The organism is Poseidonibacter antarcticus (assembly GCF_003667345.1).
Classification (GTDB): Bacteria; Campylobacterota; Campylobacteria; order Campylobacterales; family Arcobacteraceae; genus Poseidonibacter; species Poseidonibacter antarcticus.
In genome coordinates, this window is record NZ_RCWF01000001.1 from 142,296 (window position 1) to 163,051 (window position 20,756).

26 protein-coding genes are annotated in these 20,756 nt (G+C 27.0%); 11 read left to right on the forward strand and 15 right to left on the reverse strand.

Annotated features, from left to right (window positions below; genetic code table 11):
* Positions 1-8 precede the first annotated feature (8 nt).
* The 4 genes from D9T19_RS00725 to pgeF all read right to left on the reverse strand — a co-directional run bounded on the left by D9T19_RS00725 (position 9) and on the right by pgeF (position 3,424).
* Positions 9-473 carry a tRNA (cytidine(34)-2'-O)-methyltransferase gene (locus D9T19_RS00725; RefSeq protein WP_121626278.1) on the reverse strand — a complete coding sequence of 155 codons (465 nt, stop codon included), beginning with the start codon at positions 471-473 and terminating at the stop codon, positions 9-11.
* Positions 473-1,306, reverse strand: a complete 834-nt coding sequence (gene purU, locus D9T19_RS00730) for a formyltetrahydrofolate deformylase (protein WP_121626279.1) — start codon at positions 1,304-1,306, stop codon at positions 473-475. The genes D9T19_RS00725 and purU overlap by 1 nt, the downstream gene beginning before the upstream one ends.
* Before the next feature lie 72 nt (positions 1,307-1,378).
* The gene (locus tag D9T19_RS00735) at positions 1,379-2,635 is read right to left on the reverse strand and encodes a malic enzyme-like NAD(P)-binding protein (protein WP_121626280.1); all 1,257 of its coding nucleotides are present in this window, start codon (positions 2,633-2,635) and stop codon (positions 1,379-1,381) included.
* A 120-nt stretch (positions 2,636-2,755) separates the two neighbouring features.
* Positions 2,756-3,424 carry a peptidoglycan editing factor PgeF gene (gene pgeF / locus D9T19_RS00740; protein ID WP_121626281.1) on the reverse strand — a complete coding sequence of 223 codons (669 nt, stop codon included), beginning with the start codon at positions 3,422-3,424 and terminating at the stop codon, positions 2,756-2,758.
* Between the two features lie 90 nt (positions 3,425-3,514).
* On the opposite strand from pgeF, the gene D9T19_RS00745 reads away from it, so the two are divergent.
* Both D9T19_RS00745 and D9T19_RS00750 read left to right on the forward strand, forming a co-directional pair.
* Positions 3,515-4,123, forward strand: a complete 609-nt coding sequence (locus D9T19_RS00745) for a class I SAM-dependent methyltransferase (protein ID WP_121626282.1) — start codon at positions 3,515-3,517, stop codon at positions 4,121-4,123.
* Positions 4,124-4,147: 24 nt separating this feature from the next.
* Positions 4,148-4,963: a shikimate dehydrogenase gene (locus D9T19_RS00750; protein WP_121626283.1), complete on the forward strand. Its 816-nt coding sequence runs from the start codon at positions 4,148-4,150 to the stop codon at positions 4,961-4,963.
* A 54-nt stretch (positions 4,964-5,017) separates the two neighbouring features.
* Here the strand turns inward: D9T19_RS00750 and D9T19_RS00755 are convergent, their stop codons facing one another.
* Complete coding sequence (locus tag D9T19_RS00755) at positions 5,018-5,932, reverse strand: AEC family transporter (RefSeq protein WP_121626284.1); 915 nt, start codon at positions 5,930-5,932, stop codon at positions 5,018-5,020.
* A gap of 155 nt (positions 5,933-6,087) precedes the next feature.
* Positions 6,088-6,780, reverse strand: a complete 693-nt coding sequence (locus D9T19_RS00760; RefSeq protein WP_121626285.1) for a metallophosphoesterase — start codon at positions 6,778-6,780, stop codon at positions 6,088-6,090.
* Positions 6,781-6,917: 137 nt separating this feature from the next.
* Between D9T19_RS00760 and D9T19_RS00765 the strand changes: the two genes are divergently transcribed.
* Together D9T19_RS00765 and D9T19_RS00770 are read left to right on the forward strand one after the other, a co-directional pair.
* Positions 6,918-7,559, forward strand: a complete 642-nt coding sequence (locus tag D9T19_RS00765) for a UPF0323 family lipoprotein (protein ID WP_121626286.1) — start codon at positions 6,918-6,920, stop codon at positions 7,557-7,559.
* 2 nt (positions 7,560-7,561) lie between these two features.
* Complete coding sequence (locus D9T19_RS00770; protein WP_121626287.1) at positions 7,562-8,761, forward strand: glutathionylspermidine synthase family protein; 1,200 nt, start codon at positions 7,562-7,564, stop codon at positions 8,759-8,761.
* Here D9T19_RS00770 and D9T19_RS00775 read toward each other — a convergent pair.
* The 9 genes from D9T19_RS00775 to D9T19_RS00815 all read right to left on the reverse strand — a co-directional run bounded on the left by D9T19_RS00775 (position 8,743) and on the right by D9T19_RS00815 (position 14,111).
* On the reverse strand, positions 8,743-9,201 hold the full coding sequence (locus D9T19_RS00775) for a hypothetical protein (protein WP_121626288.1): 459 nt from the start codon (positions 9,199-9,201) through the stop codon (positions 8,743-8,745). The two genes, D9T19_RS00770 and D9T19_RS00775, sit on opposite strands and share 19 nt — an antisense overlap.
* Positions 9,194-10,150: a tetraacyldisaccharide 4'-kinase gene (locus D9T19_RS00780; protein WP_121626289.1), complete on the reverse strand. Its 957-nt coding sequence runs from the start codon at positions 10,148-10,150 to the stop codon at positions 9,194-9,196. Before D9T19_RS00780 ends, D9T19_RS00775 begins: the two co-directional genes overlap by 8 nt.
* A gap of 6 nt (positions 10,151-10,156) precedes the next feature.
* Entirely contained in the window at positions 10,157-11,296 is a 1,140-nt protein-coding gene (locus D9T19_RS00785; RefSeq protein ID WP_121626290.1) for a DegT/DnrJ/EryC1/StrS family aminotransferase, read from the reverse strand.
* Positions 11,297-11,298: 2 nt separating this feature from the next.
* Positions 11,299-12,060, reverse strand: coding sequence for an NAD+ synthase (locus tag D9T19_RS00790; protein WP_121626291.1), 762 nt, complete (start codon positions 12,058-12,060; stop codon positions 11,299-11,301).
* 21 nt (positions 12,061-12,081) lie between these two features.
* On the reverse strand, positions 12,082-12,294 hold the full coding sequence (locus D9T19_RS00795; RefSeq protein WP_121626292.1) for a hypothetical protein: 213 nt from the start codon (positions 12,292-12,294) through the stop codon (positions 12,082-12,084).
* Positions 12,295-12,303: 9 nt separating this feature from the next.
* Positions 12,304-12,534 carry a (2Fe-2S)-binding protein gene (locus D9T19_RS00800; RefSeq protein WP_121626293.1) on the reverse strand — a complete coding sequence of 77 codons (231 nt, stop codon included), beginning with the start codon at positions 12,532-12,534 and terminating at the stop codon, positions 12,304-12,306.
* Positions 12,527-12,766 carry a (2Fe-2S)-binding protein gene (locus D9T19_RS00805; RefSeq protein WP_121626294.1) on the reverse strand — a complete coding sequence of 80 codons (240 nt, stop codon included), beginning with the start codon at positions 12,764-12,766 and terminating at the stop codon, positions 12,527-12,529. The genes D9T19_RS00800 and D9T19_RS00805 overlap by 8 nt, the downstream gene beginning before the upstream one ends.
* Positions 12,766-13,521: a TerB family tellurite resistance protein gene (locus D9T19_RS00810; RefSeq protein WP_121626295.1), complete on the reverse strand. Its 756-nt coding sequence runs from the start codon at positions 13,519-13,521 to the stop codon at positions 12,766-12,768. Before D9T19_RS00810 ends, D9T19_RS00805 begins: the two co-directional genes overlap by 1 nt.
* Positions 13,522-13,625: 104 nt before the next feature.
* Positions 13,626-14,111 carry a MarR family winged helix-turn-helix transcriptional regulator gene (locus D9T19_RS00815; protein WP_121626296.1) on the reverse strand — a complete coding sequence of 162 codons (486 nt, stop codon included), beginning with the start codon at positions 14,109-14,111 and terminating at the stop codon, positions 13,626-13,628.
* Positions 14,112-14,233: 122 nt separating this feature from the next.
* On the opposite strand from D9T19_RS00815, the gene D9T19_RS00820 reads away from it, so the two are divergent.
* From D9T19_RS00820 to nhaD, 7 genes are all read left to right on the forward strand, one after another.
* On the forward strand, positions 14,234-15,952 hold the full coding sequence (locus tag D9T19_RS00820) for a cation:proton antiporter domain-containing protein (RefSeq protein ID WP_121626297.1): 1,719 nt from the start codon (positions 14,234-14,236) through the stop codon (positions 15,950-15,952).
* 80 nt (positions 15,953-16,032) lie between these two features.
* Positions 16,033-16,431 (forward strand): DUF2721 domain-containing protein, encoded by a 399-nt coding sequence (locus tag D9T19_RS00825; protein ID WP_121626298.1) that lies wholly within the window; start codon positions 16,033-16,035, stop codon positions 16,429-16,431.
* 65 nt (positions 16,432-16,496) lie between these two features.
* Positions 16,497-17,129, forward strand: a complete 633-nt coding sequence (locus D9T19_RS00830; RefSeq protein ID WP_121626299.1) for a hypothetical protein — start codon at positions 16,497-16,499, stop codon at positions 17,127-17,129.
* A gap of 105 nt (positions 17,130-17,234) precedes the next feature.
* Positions 17,235-17,618 carry a hypothetical protein gene (locus D9T19_RS00835; protein WP_121626300.1) on the forward strand — a complete coding sequence of 128 codons (384 nt, stop codon included), beginning with the start codon at positions 17,235-17,237 and terminating at the stop codon, positions 17,616-17,618.
* An 82-nt stretch (positions 17,619-17,700) separates the two neighbouring features.
* A complete protein-coding gene (locus tag D9T19_RS00840) occupies positions 17,701-18,129 on the forward strand; it encodes a MarR family winged helix-turn-helix transcriptional regulator (protein WP_121626301.1) in 429 nt (142 codons plus the stop codon).
* The gene (locus tag D9T19_RS00845) at positions 18,126-19,277 is read left to right on the forward strand and encodes a multidrug effflux MFS transporter (RefSeq protein ID WP_121626302.1); all 1,152 of its coding nucleotides are present in this window, start codon (positions 18,126-18,128) and stop codon (positions 19,275-19,277) included. The genes D9T19_RS00840 and D9T19_RS00845 overlap by 4 nt, the downstream gene beginning before the upstream one ends.
* A gap of 9 nt (positions 19,278-19,286) precedes the next feature.
* Positions 19,287-20,654 carry a sodium:proton antiporter NhaD gene (nhaD, locus tag D9T19_RS00850; RefSeq protein ID WP_121626303.1) on the forward strand — a complete coding sequence of 456 codons (1,368 nt, stop codon included), beginning with the start codon at positions 19,287-19,289 and terminating at the stop codon, positions 20,652-20,654.
* The last annotated feature ends 102 nt before the right edge of the window (positions 20,655-20,756 follow it).

Here is a 20,756-nt window from a genome sequence, read left to right on the forward strand (position 1 = left end):
ATTTATCTTTACTTGAAATCTTTATAATTTTGTCTTAATGCTTCATAAGCAATAATTGAAACTGAGTTAGCCATATTTAAACTTCTAGCTTCATTTGTCATAGGAATTGTAATACAACCCTCTTCTCTTTTTTCTAAAACTTCAATAGGTAAACCTGCATCTTCGCGTCCAAAATAAAAGTAATCCCCTACTTCAAATTTTGCTTCAAAGTAATTTCTTTTTGTTTTTGTAGTTGCGAAGAAGTGTCTAGGAGAAAATGGATTTTTTGCCCAAAAATCTTCAATATTATCATATTCTCTTACATCTAATTCAAACCAATAATCAAGTCCAGCACGTCTAACTTCTTTTTCTGTAATTGCACCAAAACCATAAGGTTTTATAAGGTGCAAAGTACAATCCATTGCAAAAGCTAGTCTTCCAATAGTTCCAACATTTCCAGGTATTCTAGGTTCTAATAAAACAAGATTAAACATTATAAAATCACCGTTTTATTTCCATGTACGAAAACCCTATCATCTAGTAACATTTGAAAAGCATTTGATAATACAATTTTTTCTACATTACGTCCTGCTTTTCTCATATCTTGCCAAGAATATGTATGATCGATTCTTACTACATCTTGAGCAATAATTGGACCTTCATCTAAATCATTTGTAACATAATGAGCCGTTGCACCAATAATCTTAACACCTCTTTGATGAGCTTGTTTATATGGATTTGCACCTATAAATGCAGGTAAGAAAGAGTGATGTATATTTAATACTTGCTTAGGAAAAGTTTCAACAAAATTAGGAGTTAAAATTCTCATATATTTTGCAAGAACAATAAGTTCAGGTTCATATTCTTTAACTTTTTCAATAATCTTTCCCTCATGTTCTTCTCTTGTTAAACCTTCAGCATCTATATGTATAAAAGGAATATCAAAGTTTTCAACTAAACCTTTTAGGTTATCATGATTTGCAATAACAGCTTTGATATTTGCATTTAATTCACCATCTATATATCTGATTAATAAATCACCTAAAACATGAAATTCTTTAGTTGCAAGAATAACTACATTTTTTTTAGCTTTTTTATTTAACTTTATCTCTGAATTTGGAGGTAATACCTCTTGTAATTCTTTTAATAATAATTTCTGAGAAATTTTCCCAGAAATTATTGTTCTCATAAAAAACTTATTTGTATTTTTATCAACATATTCAGTATTTTGTTCTATATTTAAGTGGTTAGCAAAAAGTACTTTTGAAATATTGTATACCAAACCTTTTGCGTCTTCTGTATCAATTAAAAGTATGTATTCGTCCATGGATGTCCTGTATTCTTCTCATTTAAAAATTTTCTCGAATCATAGCATTTTATTGATTAATAGATAATTTACCTATAGCATATGAGAAAGTTTTTCTCTATACTCTTCCAAGTTAAACTCTTTAACTCTTGCAACTCCTGTTTCTACAGCTGCATTTGCAACAGCTGATGATACTTCAACTATAAGTCTTTTATCAAATGGTGTTGGAATAATATATTCTCTCCCATAAGATAAATCTCCAAATAAAGCTTTTAATTCAGAAGGGAAAGGCTCTTTTGCTAAATTAGCAATTGCTTTTGCTGCTGCTATTTTCATAGTCATATTAATTTTTCTAGTTTTAACATCTAATGCACCTCTAAAAATATAAGGGAAACCAAGTACATTATTTACTTGATTAGGAAAATCAGATCGTCCTGTACCAATAATTGCTTTTGGCTTAACTTCACTTATCTCTTCTGGAAATAATTCAGGAGTAGGATTTGCCAATGTAAATACAATTGGCTCTTCAGCCATTAAAGAAACAAGCTCTTTGGTAAAACTTCCTGGACGCGAAAGTCCTAGAACCATATCAGCGTTGCTAAAGGCTTCTTCCATAGTTGTAGCCTTGTCTGTTACAAACTCTAATTTGTATTTATTTAAGTCATTTCTTTTTGAATGTACAACACCTTTAGAATCACACATAATTAGATTCTTAATTCCTGCACCCTTGTACATAGTAGAACAAGCAATAGCAGCAGCACCAGCTCCTACAACTACTACTTTCATATCTTCTAATTTTTTACCCATCATTTCACAAGCATTCATAAGTGCCGCAGTTGTAATAATAGCAGTTCCGTGTTGATCATCATGCATAACAGGAATATCAAGTTCTTCTACAAGTCTTTTTTCAATTTCAAAACATTCAGGAGCTTTAATATCTTCTAAATTAATCCCACCAAATGTTGGAGAAATTGCTTTTACAACTTCACAAAATTTATCAATATTTGTTTCATCAACTTCAATATCAAAAGAATCAACAGCTGCAAACTTTTTAAATAAAACAGCTTTACCCTCCATAACAGGTTTTGAAGCTATTGCGCCAATATTTCCTAATCCTAATACTGCTGTACCATTAGAAATAACTGCAACTAAATTTCTTTTTGCTGTATATTCATACGCTAATTCTGGATTTGCTTGTATTTCTTCACATGGAAATGCAACACCTGGAGTATAAGCTAAAGCTAAATCTCTTTGTGATTCTAATCTTGTTGTAGTAGCAATTTCGATTTTTCCTGGTTTTGGAACTCTATGATAATCTAATGCTTCACTTTTTGTTACTTTATTACTCATAATAATCCTTTAAATTTATGATATTAAATCTATTTATCAAATTGTAACAAAAAGAAACTTATATAAAATAAATATTTGAATTACTTTATAAATAAATTTTAATTTAAGTTTACTACATAATTACAACTTTATAAGACCTGCAAACCTTCCAGTTTTAGGATTTTTTCTATATGAATAATATTTGTCACTACCACATTTGGTGCAAATATCACTAATAGTAATATTTGCAACACCATTTTTTAATAAAATTGATTTGTTTATTGCTTGTAAATCTATATTTCTTCCATCTACAAACTCTTTTCCAAAAGATGTTTTAACAATATTCGCTAAATCTTCACTTACCTCATAACAACACTTTTGAATACTTGGACCTAAAGTAGCTTTTATATCCAAAGGGTTACAAGAAAATTCTTCTTTCATTTTATTTATAGCAACTTTTGCAATTTTTAAAAAAGTTGAGTTTCTTCCTGCGTGAAGTGCAGATATTACGCCTTTTTTTTCATCGTGCAATAATATTGGAATACAATCAGCAACCATTACTAATAAAGGTAAATCTTTTTCATTTGTAATTAAACCATCACAATCATCAATTATTTTAGGTGATTTGGAACTTACTATTTGAACATTGTTTCCATGCGTTTGATTCATTGAAACAAGTTCTTTATAATCATAATTATATTTTAATGCTAAAGCTTTTCTATTATTATCTACGTTTGATCTTTCATCTCCTACGTGATAAGCTAAATTTCCATCGTTTGTATTGGTAAAGATAGATAATATTTCATTCATTTTTTTATCCTGTTTTTAGTAATCGTTAAGTTTTTTAACTGTAAAGTCAAAATATTATATAATAAAAGTTAAAAAATTTGGAGAAAGTATTTGAATAGATTTGATAAAGCAGCTAAAACATGGGATTCAAAGCCATCAAGTGTCGCAATTGCAAAAGCGTGTGTTAAAAATATACAAAAATTTATAGATATTGAAAAAAATATTAATATCTTAGATTATGGATGTGGTACAGGTCTTGTGTCAATTGCTTTAAGTAATGAAAAAAATCAAGTTTTAGGTATGGATTATTCAAAAGGAATGGTTGATACATTTAATGAAAAAATTCAAAAACTCGGATTTGATAATATCAAAGCAATAAAACACGATATTCATAATGAAGATTTCAAAGAAAACTCTAATGATTTAATCACTATAAATATGGCTCTTCATCATTTAGAAGATACTTCAATTTTTATAAAAGAATGTAAAAAATCACTTAAAAAAGATGGTTTTTTATGTATAAATGATTTGGATAAAGAAGATGGGAGCTTTCATAGTAAACATAAAAATGAAGGAGTTTTTCATTTTGGTTTTTCAAAAGATGAATTATGCAATTTATTAATAAAAAATGGATTTGAAATAATCGATTATACAATAGTATTAATAGATAAAAGAAATGAAAAAGAATACCCAATATTTAATCTAATAGCAAAACTTTAACATAAATTTAAAAAGGTAATATAAATGTCAAAAGAACAAGAAAAATTCGTAATTTTTGGAAACCCAGTAGCTCACTCAAAATCACCACAAATGCAAAATGCAGGATTTGAAAGCTTGGATTATAATGGTATATATGAAAAACATCAATTACTAGATGGGAACACAATAAAAGAGACTTTTTTACAAAACAATTATGAAGGTGCAAATATCACAGTACCACATAAAGAGTTTGCATATAAAAATGCAGATGAAGTAAGAGGCTTAGCACAAAGAATAAAAGCAGTAAATACATATATAAATGAAAATGGAAAAGTAATCGCCTACAATACAGATGCTCCAGGATTTTTAAAAGCAATAGAATCTTTTGGAAAAGTTAAATCAGTTTTATTACTTGGTGCGGGTGGTACTGCAAAAGCAATTGCCCTTGCCTTACAAGAAAATAATATCGAAGTAACAGTTTTAAATAGAAGCGAAGGCAAACTAGAGTTTTTCAAAAATGAAGGAATTAATTGTTATTCGTGGGAAGATTTTGAAAAAGAAGTAAAAGAAAAAGAATTCGACTTAATCGTAAACTCAACAAGCGCAGGACTTAAAGATGAATATTTGCCATGTGATAAAGAACTTTTACAAACATTATTTAAAAGTGCAAAATACGCTTTTGATTGTGTATATGGAAAAATAACACCATTTTTAGCACTAGCAAAAGAAAATGGACTTGAAATAAAAGACGGTGAAGATATGCTACTTTATCAAGGTGTTTTAGCTTTTGAGTATTTTACTAAGCAAAAAGTAGATGAAAAAGTTAGTGAAGCTATGAGAAAGGGATTAAAGAAAGAATAAAAACTTAAATACTTACAAATGAAAATAAGAGATATTTCATTTGTAAGTCTAGTATTAAATACCAAATATCCAAAGAACAAAAGAGATTGTAAATATCGATAAAACAACTTGTATCGATATAATTGAAGATATTAGTTTTAAATCTCCACCTAATTGACGTGCTAAAACATACGAAGCAGAGCCTGTTGGCATAGCTGCAAAAAGAATCATTAACATTGTAATATCTTTATTAATTTCAAATAGTAAGCATAAAATATACATAATAATTGGTAGTAAAATTAGCTTTGAAAATGAAGAAATAAATAATAACATTTTTGTATCTTTTAAAGCAGATAAATGTAGTCCTACACCTATTGACAAGAGTCCCATTGGTAATGATGCTGAGCTAACTATAGATAATGCATTTTCTAAAATAGTTGGTAGAGAAAATCCAGATATATTAATACTTACACCTAATACACAAGAAACAATTAATGGATTTTTCATTATAGATTTTAAAAATGATACTATTGATATTTTATTTTTTGGTATATATAAAGAAAAAATTGATATACACAGTATATTGATGAATGGAGTGACAAAAGCCATAAGTAACATACCCATTACAAAACTTTCATTACTTAGTAATGTACTAGAAAGTGCTATAAAAACATATACATTAAATCGTATTGCACCTTGATAAATAGAAGTAAAAGAACTGTTTTCTACTCTCATAAATTTATTTAAAATAATTAAAAAAATAGAAGTTGTTGCTATTGCTACAAGACCTATTAGAATAAAATCAAAAGTTAAAATATTCTTAATATTTGCAGTAGAAAGTTTATAGAATAAAAGAGATGGAAACAAAACAAAATAGTTAAATTTATCTAAATGTTTCCAGAAACTTTCATCTGGAAATTGTATCTTTTTAAAAAAGTATCCTACGATGATTAAACAAAAAATTGGAATAAGAGTATTGATAATGAGCATAAATTGATTTAATATGAACTTTTGTTCATATATTCCTTTCTAAATAGTTTATATAAAACTATCTAATATACAAAAAAATAAGTAATTAAACAAATAAAATTTATTTATTATTTTCATAAATTTATTTTATCTCAGATACTGTAATCATACTCATTTTACCCTTCCAAATTCCTCTGAGTAAAGATTTTCATACTTGGAAATTCCAAAGCACACAATCTTGGGTTTTTTACTTTATCATGTGTTTTATAGCATCCTAAATCGATTGCTGCACTATATTTATTTAGTACTGGTTCATCAAATATTGTATGTCCATAAACATTGAATATTTTATTGTTATTATGATTTTTATATCTACTCCAAAGTACTTGTGCTTCAAATTTATTTTTTTCGTCTTTATTTTTACTGTTTCGTAGTTCCCATGCTTTTCCTAGGGATGAATGGCTAACTACTAAATATCTTCCATCTTTTGTTTTATAGTTTTTATATTCTTTATATAATGGCAGAGATTTCAAAAAATCTAATTGTTTATGAAACTCTTTTTTTGAACTATATGAACTTAAAGTTTCTTCTCCTCCACAATTAAAAAGCCAGTGTTTTAAGGAATCATTTTTTCTATCATTTTCAAGCATAGAAGAGTATTCTAAGAACATTTTTTCGTGATTACCTAAAACTAGGTCATAATTATTATCCATTATAAACTTGATTACATCATAAGAGTTATCTCCTCTATCAACTAAATCACCTACAAAACATATTTTAGATTTCTTTTTATTTGGTAATTTATCAATCAATGCTAATAAGCTTTTATAACAACCATGAACATCACTTATGATATAAATATTTTCCAAATATAGCCTTTATTAAAAAATTCAGAAAATATAATAGCTAATTATTATTGAAATATCTCTTCATCTAATTTATAGCAAGAATTTAGTAATATATCTCAACTTAATAAAGAACAAAAAGTAAAAAAGGATTATTAGTTTTGAAAAAGAATAATAATATTAAAAAAATATCAAATTATGCGGTAGTTGGTGGATTAGGTGCAATTTTAGTATCAGGGTTAATTGGTTGTGAAGATAAATCAAATAATCAACAAGGTTTTCAAGAAAGTGATGCGTTTGCAAATGCTAGTCAAAGACAAGCAGCTTTTGTAGTTATTGAAGAATCAACAGATGGGAAATATGCAATTGTTGATGAGTTCCCTGCATCAAAAACAACAATCGTTTTAAGAAAACCAGATGGAACAGAAAGAATTCTAACTCAAGAAGAAATTCAAGCTCTTGTAAAAGAGGAAGAAAGAAAAATTGATAATGGTACATCAGGTTTAACAAACCCAAATTCAGAGGAAGCAAGTTCTGGACTAGGGCTTGGTGGAATTTTAATGTCATCAATAGCAGGAGCAATGTTAGGTTCATTTATTGGTAATAAGTTATTTGGAAACCAAAACTACCAAAATCAAAGAAAAGCACAATATAAATCTCCTTCAACATATAGTAAATCACAAAGTTCTTTTAGTAAAGCAAATAGTTCAGCTGGAAAATCTTCCTCTGCTACTAAAAAAAGTGGCTTCTTTGGAAGTAATAATTCTAGTTCAAAAACTAGATCATCATCTTTTGGAGGATAAAAATGAATTTATTAAAATTAGAGCCATTAACAGATGAGTATTTAGAATCAATTGGTTTTGTATGGCATACGGATGAAGATAATTCATCATATATTGCAAATGAAGTTGTGCAACTTAGTGAAGATGAAGCAAATGCATATTATGAGGCTACAAATGAGCTTTATGATATGTTTTGTGAAGCTGGTGAATATGTAATAGAAAATGATTTATTTCATGAAATAAATATCCCTTTTAATTTAGTTGAAACTATAAAAGAATCATGGGAAAATGATGTTCATTGGCATTTATATTCAAGATTTGATTTAGCAGGGGGACTTGATGGTGCACCTATTAAACTAATTGAATTTAATGCAGATACTCCTACTTCACTTTTTGAAACTGCTATTATTCAATGGGCTTTATTAAAAGCAAATGGCTTAAATGAAGCTAGTCAATTCAACAATCTTTATGATGCACTAAAAGATAATTTTAAAAGAATTATAACTTTAGATTCAGATATTGAAAATTTTGAAGAGTATTATAAAGATTTAGGTTGGAAAATGCTATTTTCTTCAATTTCAAGCTCACAAGAAGATGAAAACACAACTAAACTTTTACAACATATTGCTACAGAAGCTGGATTTAATACTGATTTTGAATATATTGATAAAGTCGAGTTTAATGATGAAGGTATATTTAAAGATGATGAAAGTTTTGAATTTTGGTTCAAACTAATTCCTTGGGAAGATATAGCTATTGATGAGAGTGAATTAGCACTTATTTTAGCAGAAATTATTAAAGAGAAAAAAGCGATTATTTTTAATCCTGCTTATACTTTGATGTTCCAATCAAAAGGTTTTATGAAAATTCTTTGGGATTTGTATCCAAATCACCCTCTTTTACTTGAAACTTCTTTTGAACCTTTAGAAGGAAAAAAACAAGTTGAAAAAAGATGTTTTGGACGAGAAGGTGCAAATACAAAAATCATTAATGAAGATGGTAGTATTGATGTAGAAACTTCTGGCGAATATGAAGGTCATAAAGCGATTTATCAAGAGTATGTAGAGTTAAACACTGATAGTAATGGTGTTACATACCAAGCTGGTGTATTTTACGCTTATGAAGCTTGTGGTTTAGGATTTAGACGTGGTGAGAAAATTTTAAATAATATGTCTAAATTTGTAGGTCATATAGTAAAAGAAGATCAAGCACTTCTAACTTGATCTAATAATAACTCAAAACACAATTCTAAGACTTTTAAATTTTTTAAAAGTAACATAGGATTGTGTTTTAGTACTTTTTTATCCTCATTCATTTCTACATTTCTAATATCAATTTCACCATCAATTAAGACAAGATCAAATCTTACTTTATCATTTGAAAAACTTAAAGATATTGGGATAAAAAGTTCTTTATCATTTTCATCTAAATACCAATTTGAACCTTTTTGTACCATTATATTTGGTAAAGGTGCATTAAAAGTAGCACTATCAATTAAATTTTTATTAAAAATAATTTCTTTTAAAGTTTGAATATTTATTAGCTCTTTATTTAGATTTCTTTTTACTCTTTTGTACATAATTTTCCATAAAAAAGAGTTAGTTTTTTTCGTTGAATCCAAATGAAATAAAGCTTCTTCATCTATGTAATATATTTTATTCATATGTTTTTATATACTCTTTCATGGTAGAAAAATCTACACTTTTATCTAATTTTATATCTAAATCCATCAGGTATAAATTTTTTATATTAAAAGTTTCAAGTTTTACTAAATCTTTCCCTGTAGTTATTATTTGATAGTTTTTATATTTTTCTTTTATTTCTTCTATTTCAGTAGCCAAAAAAGTATGATGGTCAGGATAAGCTAATAGCTCTGTATCTTTTGGCAAAAATTCTAAAAGTCTTTTAGGTTTCGAAATGGCAGTTAAAACAATAGTTTTACCATTTAACTTAACTTCTTTAGTAACTTCATCACCAACTTTTTTAATAGTTATAATTCTATTAAAATCCCTACCCTCTTTTAATTCTAAATCTGCATATGCATACAAGCCTTTGGGTTCTCTATATCCACCACTTGGGAGACAATAAAAGTTTGTTGGTTCTTTTTTTGGACGAAGAAGAATATTGTATTTTTTAATATTGTATTTTGAAAATCCATCATCTAAAAATACAATTTTACAGCCTAATTCTTTTGCTTTTTTAATTGCTTCAATTCTATTTTCACTTACAATTACAGAAGAGTTTGGTAAAGACTTTGCTAAAAGCATTGCTTCATCACCACTAATGCTTATATCTTCTAAAATATTACCATTATGAGATATTACATATAAACCTTTTGAATCTCTTCCGTAACCTCTTAATATTACACAAGAGTTTTCATATGAAGTTGCTATTTTTATTGCAATTGGTGTTTTACCACTTCCACCTACAATTATATTTCCAATAGAAATAACAGGTATTCCAAAATCAATCTCTTTTGCAAATGCACGTTTTATAAGAATAATAAGCATATAAATAAAAGTAAGTGGTAATAATAAATAAGCAATAACCTGCTGCAAGGTATTTGGAAAGAAGAGATAATCTTCAATCCATAAGTATAATTTTTGTTTCAAGTTAAATTAAATCCACTCAGAAGCTACATCAATTACTTGATCACATACATAATTAACTTCTTCATCTGTTAAACCTGCATACATTGGCAATGAAAGTATTTGTTGATAATTATTTAAAGCATTTGAAAATGCTGTAATTTTTATAGAATATTTTGTTTTATAATAAGATAAAAGATGTAAAGGAATATAGTTAAGTCCAGTAGCTACTCCTCTCTCTTTTAAAGCTCTTGCAAATGCATCTCTATTTCTAGAAACTTTTACTATAAATTGTGTAAATATATGCTCATCTTTATATGGAGGAATTGTAATATGCTTAACCCCTGTTAATCTTTTTTCATATAACTTTGCAATTTCTTTTCTTCTTTTAATAAATTTTTGTGTTTTATTAAGTTGTGCTAAAGCATACGCTGCATCTAATTCTGATAAATCATATTTATGTCCAATATCAACTACATCATATACATAATCTAAGTTTCCATAACTATCATAAGTAGTTGTAAGTGCGTGTGTTCTTAATAGTTTTGCTCTATTTGCAATGGCTTCATTATTTGTAATAATAATACCAGATCTTGAAATCGCATATTTACTATTAGAAGGATTTGTAGAAAAAATCGTCATATCTGCTCTTAAATTACCTACTCTTTTCCCTTTATATGTAACCCCAAGAGCAGATCGGCAATCTTCGATTAATATAATCCCATATTTTTGTGCAATATCATAAATTCTATCTAGATCAGGAGTTTGCCCTGCAACAAAAGTAATAATTGCACCTCTTAATTTTTTTGATTCATTTTGGGCTAAAGCTTTTTCAAACTTATCAACATCAATATTCATATCTTCCATATTAATATCAATAAATACAGGTTCTGCATCGAAGTGTCTTACAACTTCAGGTAAATTTACAAAAGAGTTTACAGACATCAGAATCTTATCACCTCTTTTAAGTTTTATTGCACTTAAAGCAAGATGAATAGCAGCAGTCGATGTAGCTGTAGCAACAGCATACTTAGAACCAATAAATTTAATCATATTTTCTTCAAATTCAATAGCTTTTGATAAGTCATCTTTTGATTCTAATACGCTTCTAATTTGGGTTAATTCTTCATTATCTAAAGATGCTTTGTAAATAGCAATATCTCTCTTCATTCCTAACTCCACTTAATATTTGCAATAATTGGTAATTTACCTTTAAAAGCATTTGATTTAATTTTATAATCAATCATATCAATTAGTTTTTTCTCAAATCCTGAAGAAATTAATTCATTTTTTGTTTTTTTCTCATCTACAAATAATTTTAACACTTCATCTAATTGTTTATATGTATAACCAAGTTCATCCTCATCGCTTTGACCTTCCCAAAGATCAGCACTAGGAGCTTTTGTTAAAATAGAATCAACAACACCTAATGATTTTGCAAACTCAAACTCATCACTTTTATACATTTGTCCAATTGGATTAATAGCACAAGCAATATCACCAAAAATTGTTCCATATCCTAGTAATAATTCACTTTTATTTGAAGTTCCAACTACCAAAGATTTTTCACGTGAAGATACATCATATAATACTGCCATCCTCATTCTTGCTGAAAAATTACCAATTCTTAATTTATCACCATCCATGTTATTTATAAAAGATTCAACCATAGGTGCGATTGAAATAATCTCATATTTAATATCAAACTTTTCACAAATTTCAATAGCATGTTCACTTGAACTTTGTGATGAAAATTGAGAAGGCATTAGAACACAGTTTACCTTATCACCAAAAGCTTCCTTACAAAGTATTGCTACTACAGCTGAATCTAATCCACCTGATAATCCAACCGTAACTTTTTCTAAACCTGACTTATTCACTTCATCTTTTAAAAAATCTATTAATTGAGTTTTTACATTTTGCCAATTTATCACTTGTAATCCTTTATATAATAATTATATCTCATCTTTTTTTGTTTTTTCATAAATTTCATCTAAATAACTCGATGTAATTGACGATATACTTTCTTTTCTATCATTTAATTGTTTTATAATATCTTCTAATTCTTCTATTTGAAAATATTCAAGATAATTAGGATTAATATCAATTGTTTCATTTTTATTAATCTTAATTAACTCTTTTATTTGCTCTATTAATTCATTTTTCATATTTTGTAACTACTTCTTTTCAAATTTTTTTAATATCTCATCTAAATAAAGTTCCATTTTTTTAACACCATGATCTTGCTCCTTACAAACACAAGATTTACAACATGTACCTGCATCTGTTAATTCACCTATTTTTATAAGAGAAGATGCATTTCTATCTTTTATTGCATGAATAATTTCACCAAGTGTAACTTGTTTACAAGTACATACTTCATATGAGTGTTGAAATTTTCTAGCCATTTATTCGCTCATTTTTAATTTTATTTAATACATCTTTACAATATATATTTTTCTTCATTTTACCATTATCTCCTTCTTTAAAAATACAGTATCTACATTCAGTTCCAGCACCTGTTAAATCCTGTATATCACTTAAAGTTGGATTTTGTTCTTTTTCTAAAGCCACTATTATTTCTTCAATTGAAACTTTTTTACAACTACAAATTTCATAGGACTCATCAAATCCTAACATTAAATCCCTCTATCTTTTTTAACTATTTCATAAGCTTCATTAATTTCTTGAAGTTTTTTTGTAGCTTCATCAATAATACTTTGAGATTCACCACGTCCTGACATAATATCAGGGTGATGTTGTTTTACAAGTTTTCTGTAGTTTTTCTTTAATGTAGCATTATCATCAGTACTATTTGATTTTAAAATCGAATATGCTTTTTCTAATGAAAGTGCATTTGATGAAGCTTGATTTGAATAAAAGGCTTTAAAAGTACTAATTAGATTCTCAAAATCTTGAATTTTTATTTTTAAGGCATTTGAAATATCTTCTGTAATCATTCTTTCAGTATCTGAAAATTCTTTATCAATAAATGCAAGGTTTAATAAATATTCCATAATTTTAACACGTTTAGAATACTCAAATTTTGTAAGGCTGTATAATCTTTGACATATTTCAAGAGTATTATCAAAACTTTCTTTTTCTTTTTTATATAAAACTTTCAGTTGTTCTCTTACTTCTTCATTATTTTCAAAATGACTTGAAATATCATTAAAAGTGTGTTTTAAAAGCTCTGCTTCTAACTCACAAACTTTTCCATCCGCTTTTGCAACTTTTGCCATTAAAGCAATTAATAATCCGGCTTCGTGATTCATTAAATCACCATTAAAGTTTTCTTTTACTTTTAAATTTATATTTTTAAATTCTTCTGTTTTATAATTTTTTGCAATTAAATATAATACAAAACCTACTATTATTAATACTACATAGCTCATTTTTTTCCTTAATTTTTTTAACTAAATATTTATTTTCAGTGATTTTATCAAAAAGTAGGTAAAACAATGACTAATATAAGGAAAGAAGAGTGGAAATTTAAGATTTATTTCTTATCTGCAAGCTTTTCAAAAATTATTAACAATGTACTTTTTTCTACATCAGTTAAATTAATAAAATAACTTCCTTCTATTTTTAATACATCATTTAATGCATCAATTGCTAAACTTTCACCAACTGATGTTATTTTAACAAGTTTACTACGCTTATCTTCAGGATTTTCAATTCTTGTAATATAATCTTTCATTTCAAGCTTTTTTAAAAGTTTTGTCATTCCACCTGATGAGAATACTAAATCTTCATAAAGTTTTGTAGGAGCTAAAGTTTTATTTTCAGTTGTACTCAAAGTAACTAATAAATTTAGTTCACTTTTATTAAGTTCATATTTTTTTTCTAGAAATACCTTTACTTCTTGCATCATATTTTTATAATAAACATGTAAGGGAATAACAAGATCCACTGTATCTTTTAAAGCAGGAGTAAGTATATTTTTTAATTGTACTTTTTTTTCTTTATAATTTAGATTTTTCATAGAAAATTATAACAAGTCAAAACTAAATTATATCTTTCTAAAAAGTATAAACAATCAGTTTTAATATTTGAGCTAAAAATATGATAAAATATATAATATTTAGACTAATTACAAGGATTTTTATGTCAAATGCTCATTTATTGAATTCTATGCTTTATCTTTTTGTTGTTGCTGCTGTTTTAGTAACACTTTCAAAAAAATTAGGATTAGGCAGTATTTTAGGTTTATTACTTGCAGGAGTTATTGTAGGTCCCTACTCTCCTGGTCCTATCCTTACAAAAGAAGTAGAATCGCTTAGACATATAACAGAATTTGGTGTAGTTTTACTTTTATTTGTAATTGGTCTTGAGATGCAACCTAAAAAACTTTGGAGTATGAGAAAAGAGGTTTTTGGTTTAGGAACTGCTCAAATTCTTATTTCAGGATTCTTTATATTTTTATACTCATCTTTATATGCTACTTCTTTACAAGTTGCTATTTTAGTTGGTCTAACATTTGCACTTTCTTCAACTGCTTTTGTAATGCAAATTTTACAAGAAAAGGGAGAGATTTATTCTCCTATGGGAAAAAGTAGTTTTTCAATTCTTTTAATGCAAGATTTAGCAGTTGTTCCGCTTTTAGCTTTTGTTCCAATCTTAGCAGATAAAGGAAATTTAACTGATGGACATTCTATTTGGCAACAAATTTTGATTGCTATTAGTTTGATACTAATTTTACTAGCTTTTGGAAAATATATTATTCCTAAACTTCTTGATTATCTAGCATCAAATCAAAATAAAGAGGCTTTCTTTTTCTCTGTAATTTTATCTGTGGTTTTTGCAGCTTGGGCAATGGAATATGCTGGGCTTTCTATGGCTTTAGGTGCTTTTATTATGGGGATGATTTTATCAAGTTCTAAATATCATTATCAAATTCAAGCAAATGTAGAACCATATAAGGGTCTTCTTATGACTTTATTTTTTGTTGCTGTTGGAATGTCTGTTGATTTAAATGCAATGATGGAAAACCCTTTAATTTTGATTCAACATTTAGTTGTAATAATGGGAATAAAAATCTTAATACTGTTTTTAATAATGTTATTTATGGGATATACACGATCAACTGCTATTTCAGTTTCATTTCTACTTGCTCAAAGTGGGGAGTTTGGATTTGTTCTTTTTGGAGCAGCAAAAGCTTTAGGTGTTATTAGTGATGAAACATTTGTTGCAGCTGTTACAATTATCTCTTTTAGTATGCTTTTAACTCCACTTTTTGTAAAAATAAGTGAAAAATTCAGTATTAAATTTGATAATACACCAATAGAAATAAAATCTGCTTATGTTCCTCAAGAAGAATGGAATGGTGTATTCATAGTAGGATATGGTAGTGTTGGTAGATTTGTTGCAACTATGCTAGAGCATGCAAATGTACCTTTTGTAGCTTTTGATATTGATACAAAGAGAGTAGAAATTGGTCAAAAAGAAGGAAGAGCTGTTTATTATGGAGAATTAAGTAACTTAGAGTTTTTAGCTCATATTGGACTTTCAAGAGCAAGAAGTGTTATTGTTACTGTTGATAGTCATCATACATCAGCAAAAATTGTTTCACATATTAGAAATATTTCACCGAAAATAAAGATTTTAGCTAGAACAGAAAATATGAAAACTAGAGATGCTTTATTAATACATGGTGCTTCATGGGCAATACCTGAAGTTTTAGAGGGAAGTTTAAGACTTGGTGAAGAGACTTTATTAGGTCTTGGAATGATGAAAGAAGATGTAAATGAAGTTCTAACTTTCTTTAGAAAAGATGATTATGAATCTATAAAAAAGCTTTATAAAAGTTTTGATAGTGATATTTAACTATCACCAAATAAAAACTTTTGTAAATAATTATGACATTTTTATTTGTTATAATACGCAAAAAATATAAAAGGCTTTTTATGGAAATAGAAATTTCAACACCAGCATTGTTATTCCCTGCTATCTCATTGCTTCTTTTGGCATATACAAATAGATTTTTAACTACAGGACAACTTATTCGTTCAATCAGTCGTCAGGCAAAAGAAAACACAAATCAAGATCTTTCAGGACAAATTCAAAATTTGAAAAAAAGATTAGAACTTACTAAATGGATGCAATTTTTTGGAGTGGTATCTATACTTATGTGTACGGTTTCTATGTTTGCACTTTTCTTAGGTTTTCATACTATTGGAAAAAACGTTTTTGGTGTGAGTTTAATAATAATGTGTCTATCTTTACTTCTTTCTTTATGGGAAGTTTATATCTCTTCTAATGCTTTAAATTTGGAATTAAAAGACTTATTCAATAAATGTAAATAAAATTCATTTAGAATTCATTTATATAAATATGCTATGATTTCTACAATTAATACAAAGGATTGATTATGAAAAAACTACTCATTATTTCATTACTGATATTAAGCTCTTCACTTTTTGCTGATGCTAATATTGGTGTTAGAATTGGTGTTCCAATTGGAAACAATGCAAGTATAGATGTAGGTTTTAAATCTGATGACCATAGATATGATAATAGATACAAAAAATTTAATTATAAAAAAAATGGCTATTATGATAATTATGGATACTATTTTGGATTTTTTGATAGAAGAGGATATTTTTATAATAATATATTCTTCACTTATGATAGTAGATACACATATAATGATAGATTAAGACATAGAGGAAACTTCGCTCCAAGACATGTTCATTATAGACCTTATAAATATCACAAGGTGAATAATTGGAATAAATCTAGAAATTATAGAAAGCCAAATCAAACTATTTATGGTAAATATTATGATAAAAAACAACATAGAAAAAAAGTAAATAATATTTATATAGATAAGAGAAAAACTGTTATTAAACAAAATAATAAAATAAAAGTAAATAATAAACATAATGATCATAAACAGTATAATAGAGAAAAAACAAATAATAGACACTATGAAAAGAAACAAAATAATAGTAGACAAAACAATAATAAACAAGATAGAATGTATGAAGATAAAAGAAGATAATAAAAATCTATACAAGTGTATAATTTTTATTCAAAAAGATTGTTAACTTTGTTTTTAATCCCGATATACTACTAATCTTCAAAAGATAATACTTTAAGGATTAGTATGGGATTATTCGATATATCAATAAGAAAAGAAATAACTTCAAAAAAAACTAAAGAAGATTTTTTAAATTCTTTAGAAAAAAAATTAAAAAGTTTCTCAAATGAAACTCCAATCAACAAAGATGGAACACTTCTTTTAAATAGTTTCAAAACTTCAATATTAAAATATGACTTATCTGTTAATTTAGAAAAATCATCTAAAGGTTTCAATATATCAATAGATGGTGAGCTTCAACAATTTTATGTATTAATTCTAGTTTTCTTAGTGATTTTAGGTATTGCTGTAACAATGGGGATTGGTGTTATTGTTGTAATTGTTTTTGCTTACTTACAAAAACATTATACTACAAAATCAATTAATTCATTAATAGAATATATTTCCTAAAAAGCTTTAATAGTGAAGATTAATTTAATCTTTTTAAAAGGTTGTATATGCAATAGTTGTATATACATTTAAAGGATTCTAAATGCACACTGATTTAAAACAATCTATAGGATTTAATATTAATAAAACAGCTAACTTATTAAATAGCTCATTTAATCATAAATTAAAACAACATAGTATTGCATTAGAACAAAGAGCTACTTTGGAGATTTTAGAATTTGAAGAAAATGTTACCCAAACAAAAATTGCAGAAATTTTAGGAAAAGATAAAACAACAATTAGTAGAACGCTAAAAACTTTAGAAAAAAAAGGTTTTATTAAAAAAGAAGAATTAGATAAAAGAACTTATTTGATAAAACTTACAAAACTTGGAGAAAACGTATTAAAAGAAAGTACTCAAACAGTACAAGATTTTAGAGCTAGTGTTGCTTCAAAACTAAGTCAAGATGAAATCGATCAATTTTTTTCTACACTTGAAAAAGTTCTTATCTCACTAAATGAGCAAAAATGAAAAAACCAATAAATCATATATACTTAATCGTATTATTATCTGTTTTATCATCAGTTGCTCCAATGGGAACAGATACTTATATCCCCTCTATTCCTGATATAGCAAAATATTTTAGTGTGGGAATTGAAAAAATTGAACTTACTTTATCTATTTTCTTAATTGGATTTTCCATTGGTCAAATTTTTGGTGGACCAATTTCTGATAAATATGGTAGAAGAAAAGGTTCCATTGTTGGACTTTTAGGATATGCATTTTTTAGTTTTCTAATTATTTTTAGTACAAATATCTATGAACTTTGGGTATATAGATTCTTAGAAGCATTCTTTGGTGGAATTGTAGTAGTAAATGCAGCAGCTTCTGTTAGAGATAGATTCAAAGGTGCAGAAGCTGCAAAAGTATTTTCATTAATTGGAACGATTAGAAGTTTAGCTCCTCTAATTGCACCTGCTATTGGTGCTTTTATCATACACTTTTTTTCATGGGAAGCTGTATTTGTATTTTTAACAGTTTATTCATTGTTAGTTGCCCTTTGGGTTTACAAAGATTTAGATGAAAGTTTTACTTATATAGAGCAAAATGTTATCGAATCTTTTAAAATAGTTTTAACTCATAAAAAAGCTATGAAAGCAATGTTGACCTTAGCTTTAGGTTTTTCTGGATTTTTTATCTTTATTTCAAAATCTTCATTTATTTATATTGAACATTATGGAATTTCAACTGATATGTTTCCTTTATTCTTTGGATTTAATTTTATTATCTTAATTTCAATGATTAGAGTAAATTTAATATTTTTAAAAAAATATACCCCTATAGAATTAATTAAATTTGCAATATTTATTCAAGTAATAGCTGCTATTTTAATGATGATAAATTATGAGGGAAATTCACTTATTATAACTATGATTTTAATGGCTAGTTATATGAGTATGATGGCTTTTATTTTTGGAAATTGTATGGCTTTAGCTCTAGAACATTTTTCTAAAAATGCTGGTGTCGCTTCTAGTGTTATTGGAGTTTTACAGTTTGGATTAGGTGCAATTATTTCATCAATCGCCCTATCTTTTCATAATGAAACTTTTTTACCAATTGCGATTAGTGTTACAATTATTTCTTTTACATCATACTTGATTATTAGAACTTATAAATAAGGAATTCACATGTTTAAATATTTGATTAGTATTGTTGGTTTTTCAATATGTTTGTTTGCAAACGAATTTGAAAATCCTAATCTTACGTATACTTGGGTTGGTTTTGCAACACTTATTATTTTTATAGTAGGTTATTATTTCGTTGCAAATGAAGAAAAATATAATCTTGATAAGTCTGTACCTGCACTTTTTATTGGTATTTTTTCTTTTTTATTAATTGCTGTTTATTATTATACAAATGGTTTAGATATTCATTTAGTTCATAATGAAGCTGAAAAAGTTATATTAGAAATTGCTGAAATATTTTTCTTCTTATTTGTTGCTATGACGTATATTGAATCTTTATTACATATGCGTGTATTTGATGCTTTAAAATACAACCTTGTTTCAAGAGGATATAGTTATAGAAAATTATTCTGGTTAACAGGATTAATTGCATTTTTCCTTTCACCTATTGCTGATAACTTAACAACTGCGTTGATTTTAGCAACTGTTTTAATTACAATCGAAAAAAATAATAAAGAGTTTTTAGTTCCAAGTGCAATAAATATTGTAGTTGCAGCAAATGCGGGAGGTGCTTGGTCACCTTTTGGAGATATTACAACGCTTATGACATGGACAGCAGGAAAAGGAGATTTTACTGATTTCTTATATTTATTCCCTGCTTCAACAGTGGGATATTTAATTACAGCTTTTTTACTATCTAGATTTGTTCCTAAATCACAACCTATTTTTAATGTAGAAGAAGAAGTAAAACCAAAAATGGCAATTGGTGCTAGAATGGTTATAGCCTTAGGTTTTATAACTTTATTATCAGCTATTATTTCACATCAAATTCTTGATTTTCCTGCGATGTGGGGAATGATGTTTGGTTTAACTTTATTAAAAATTTATTCTCATCGTCTTACAAGAAAATATGGAGATGACCAATTAAATGTATTTAGAGCAATGGCAAAAATTGAAAACAATACATTAATGTTTTTCTTTGGTATTTTAGCAGTTGTAGGAGCTTTATATTTTGTAGGATGGTTAACTTTATTATCAGTAGTTTATAATCCTGATGTTCTTGGTCCTACTTGGTCAAATATTTGTGTTGGTTTCTTATCTGCAATTGTTGATAATGTTCCTGTAATGTCTGCTGTTTTAAAAGCAAATCCAGATATGAATACTTCACAATGGATGTTAGTTGCACTTACAGCTGGTATTGGTGGTTCTCTTATTTCTTTTGGGAGTGCAGCTGGAGTTGGAGTTATGGGGAAATTAAGAGGAATTTACACTTTTAGTTCACATATGAGATATGCATGGGCCATATTACTTGGATATATTACATCAATTGCAATATGGTATTTTCAATTTATCTTTTTAAATATCCACTAGCCTAATACTTTTGTATTAAGCTAGCATAAAGCCCAAGGTTAAAAGATTTTTAATAATTAAAAATCTTTATATAAATATTAATTAATATTTTTGTTCAAATTA

Bases quoted from the DNA above. Each gene is read 5' to 3' on its own strand.
- D9T19_RS00815 (WP_121626296.1), bottom strand. From the start codon at position 14,111: ATGAAAAATCTAAATTATAAAGAAAAAAAAGTACAATTAAAAAATATA.
- D9T19_RS00835 (WP_121626300.1), top strand. From the start codon at position 17,235: ATGGGATTATTCGATATATCAATAAGAAAAGAAATAACTTCAAAAAAA.
- D9T19_RS00825 (WP_121626298.1), top strand. From the start codon at position 16,033: ATGGAAATAGAAATTTCAACACCAGCATTGTTATTCCCTGCTATCTCA.
- D9T19_RS00845 (WP_121626302.1), top strand. From the start codon at position 18,126: ATGAAAAAACCAATAAATCATATATACTTAATCGTATTATTATCTGTT.
- D9T19_RS00840 (WP_121626301.1), top strand. From the start codon at position 17,701: ATGCACACTGATTTAAAACAATCTATAGGATTTAATATTAATAAAACA.
- purU (WP_121626279.1), bottom strand. From the start codon at position 1,306: ATGGACGAATACATACTTTTAATTGATACAGAAGACGCAAAAGGTTTG.
- D9T19_RS00800 (WP_121626293.1), bottom strand. From the start codon at position 12,534: ATGGCTAGAAAATTTCAACACTCATATGAAGTATGTACTTGTAAACAA.
- nhaD (WP_121626303.1), top strand. From the start codon at position 19,287: ATGTTTAAATATTTGATTAGTATTGTTGGTTTTTCAATATGTTTGTTT.
- D9T19_RS00810 (WP_121626295.1), bottom strand. From the start codon at position 13,521: ATGAGCTATGTAGTATTAATAATAGTAGGTTTTGTATTATATTTAATT.
- D9T19_RS00735 (WP_121626280.1), bottom strand. From the start codon at position 2,635: ATGAGTAATAAAGTAACAAAAAGTGAAGCATTAGATTATCATAGAGTT.
- pgeF (WP_121626281.1), bottom strand. From the start codon at position 3,424: ATGAATGAAATATTATCTATCTTTACCAATACAAACGATGGAAATTTA.
- D9T19_RS00805 (WP_121626294.1), bottom strand. From the start codon at position 12,766: ATGTTAGGATTTGATGAGTCCTATGAAATTTGTAGTTGTAAAAAAGTT.
- D9T19_RS00755 (WP_121626284.1), bottom strand. From the start codon at position 5,932: ATGCTCATTATCAATACTCTTATTCCAATTTTTTGTTTAATCATCGTA.
- D9T19_RS00785 (WP_121626290.1), bottom strand. From the start codon at position 11,296: ATGAAGAGAGATATTGCTATTTACAAAGCATCTTTAGATAATGAAGAA.
- D9T19_RS00750 (WP_121626283.1), top strand. From the start codon at position 4,148: ATGTCAAAAGAACAAGAAAAATTCGTAATTTTTGGAAACCCAGTAGCT.
- D9T19_RS00830 (WP_121626299.1), top strand. From the start codon at position 16,497: ATGAAAAAACTACTCATTATTTCATTACTGATATTAAGCTCTTCACTT.
- D9T19_RS00795 (WP_121626292.1), bottom strand. From the start codon at position 12,294: ATGAAAAATGAATTAATAGAGCAAATAAAAGAGTTAATTAAGATTAAT.
- D9T19_RS00820 (WP_121626297.1), top strand. From the start codon at position 14,234: ATGTCAAATGCTCATTTATTGAATTCTATGCTTTATCTTTTTGTTGTT.
- D9T19_RS00775 (WP_121626288.1), bottom strand. From the start codon at position 9,201: ATGAATAAAATATATTACATAGATGAAGAAGCTTTATTTCATTTGGAT.
- D9T19_RS00725 (WP_121626278.1), bottom strand. From the start codon at position 473: ATGTTTAATCTTGTTTTATTAGAACCTAGAATACCTGGAAATGTTGGA.
- D9T19_RS00770 (WP_121626287.1), top strand. From the start codon at position 7,562: ATGAATTTATTAAAATTAGAGCCATTAACAGATGAGTATTTAGAATCA.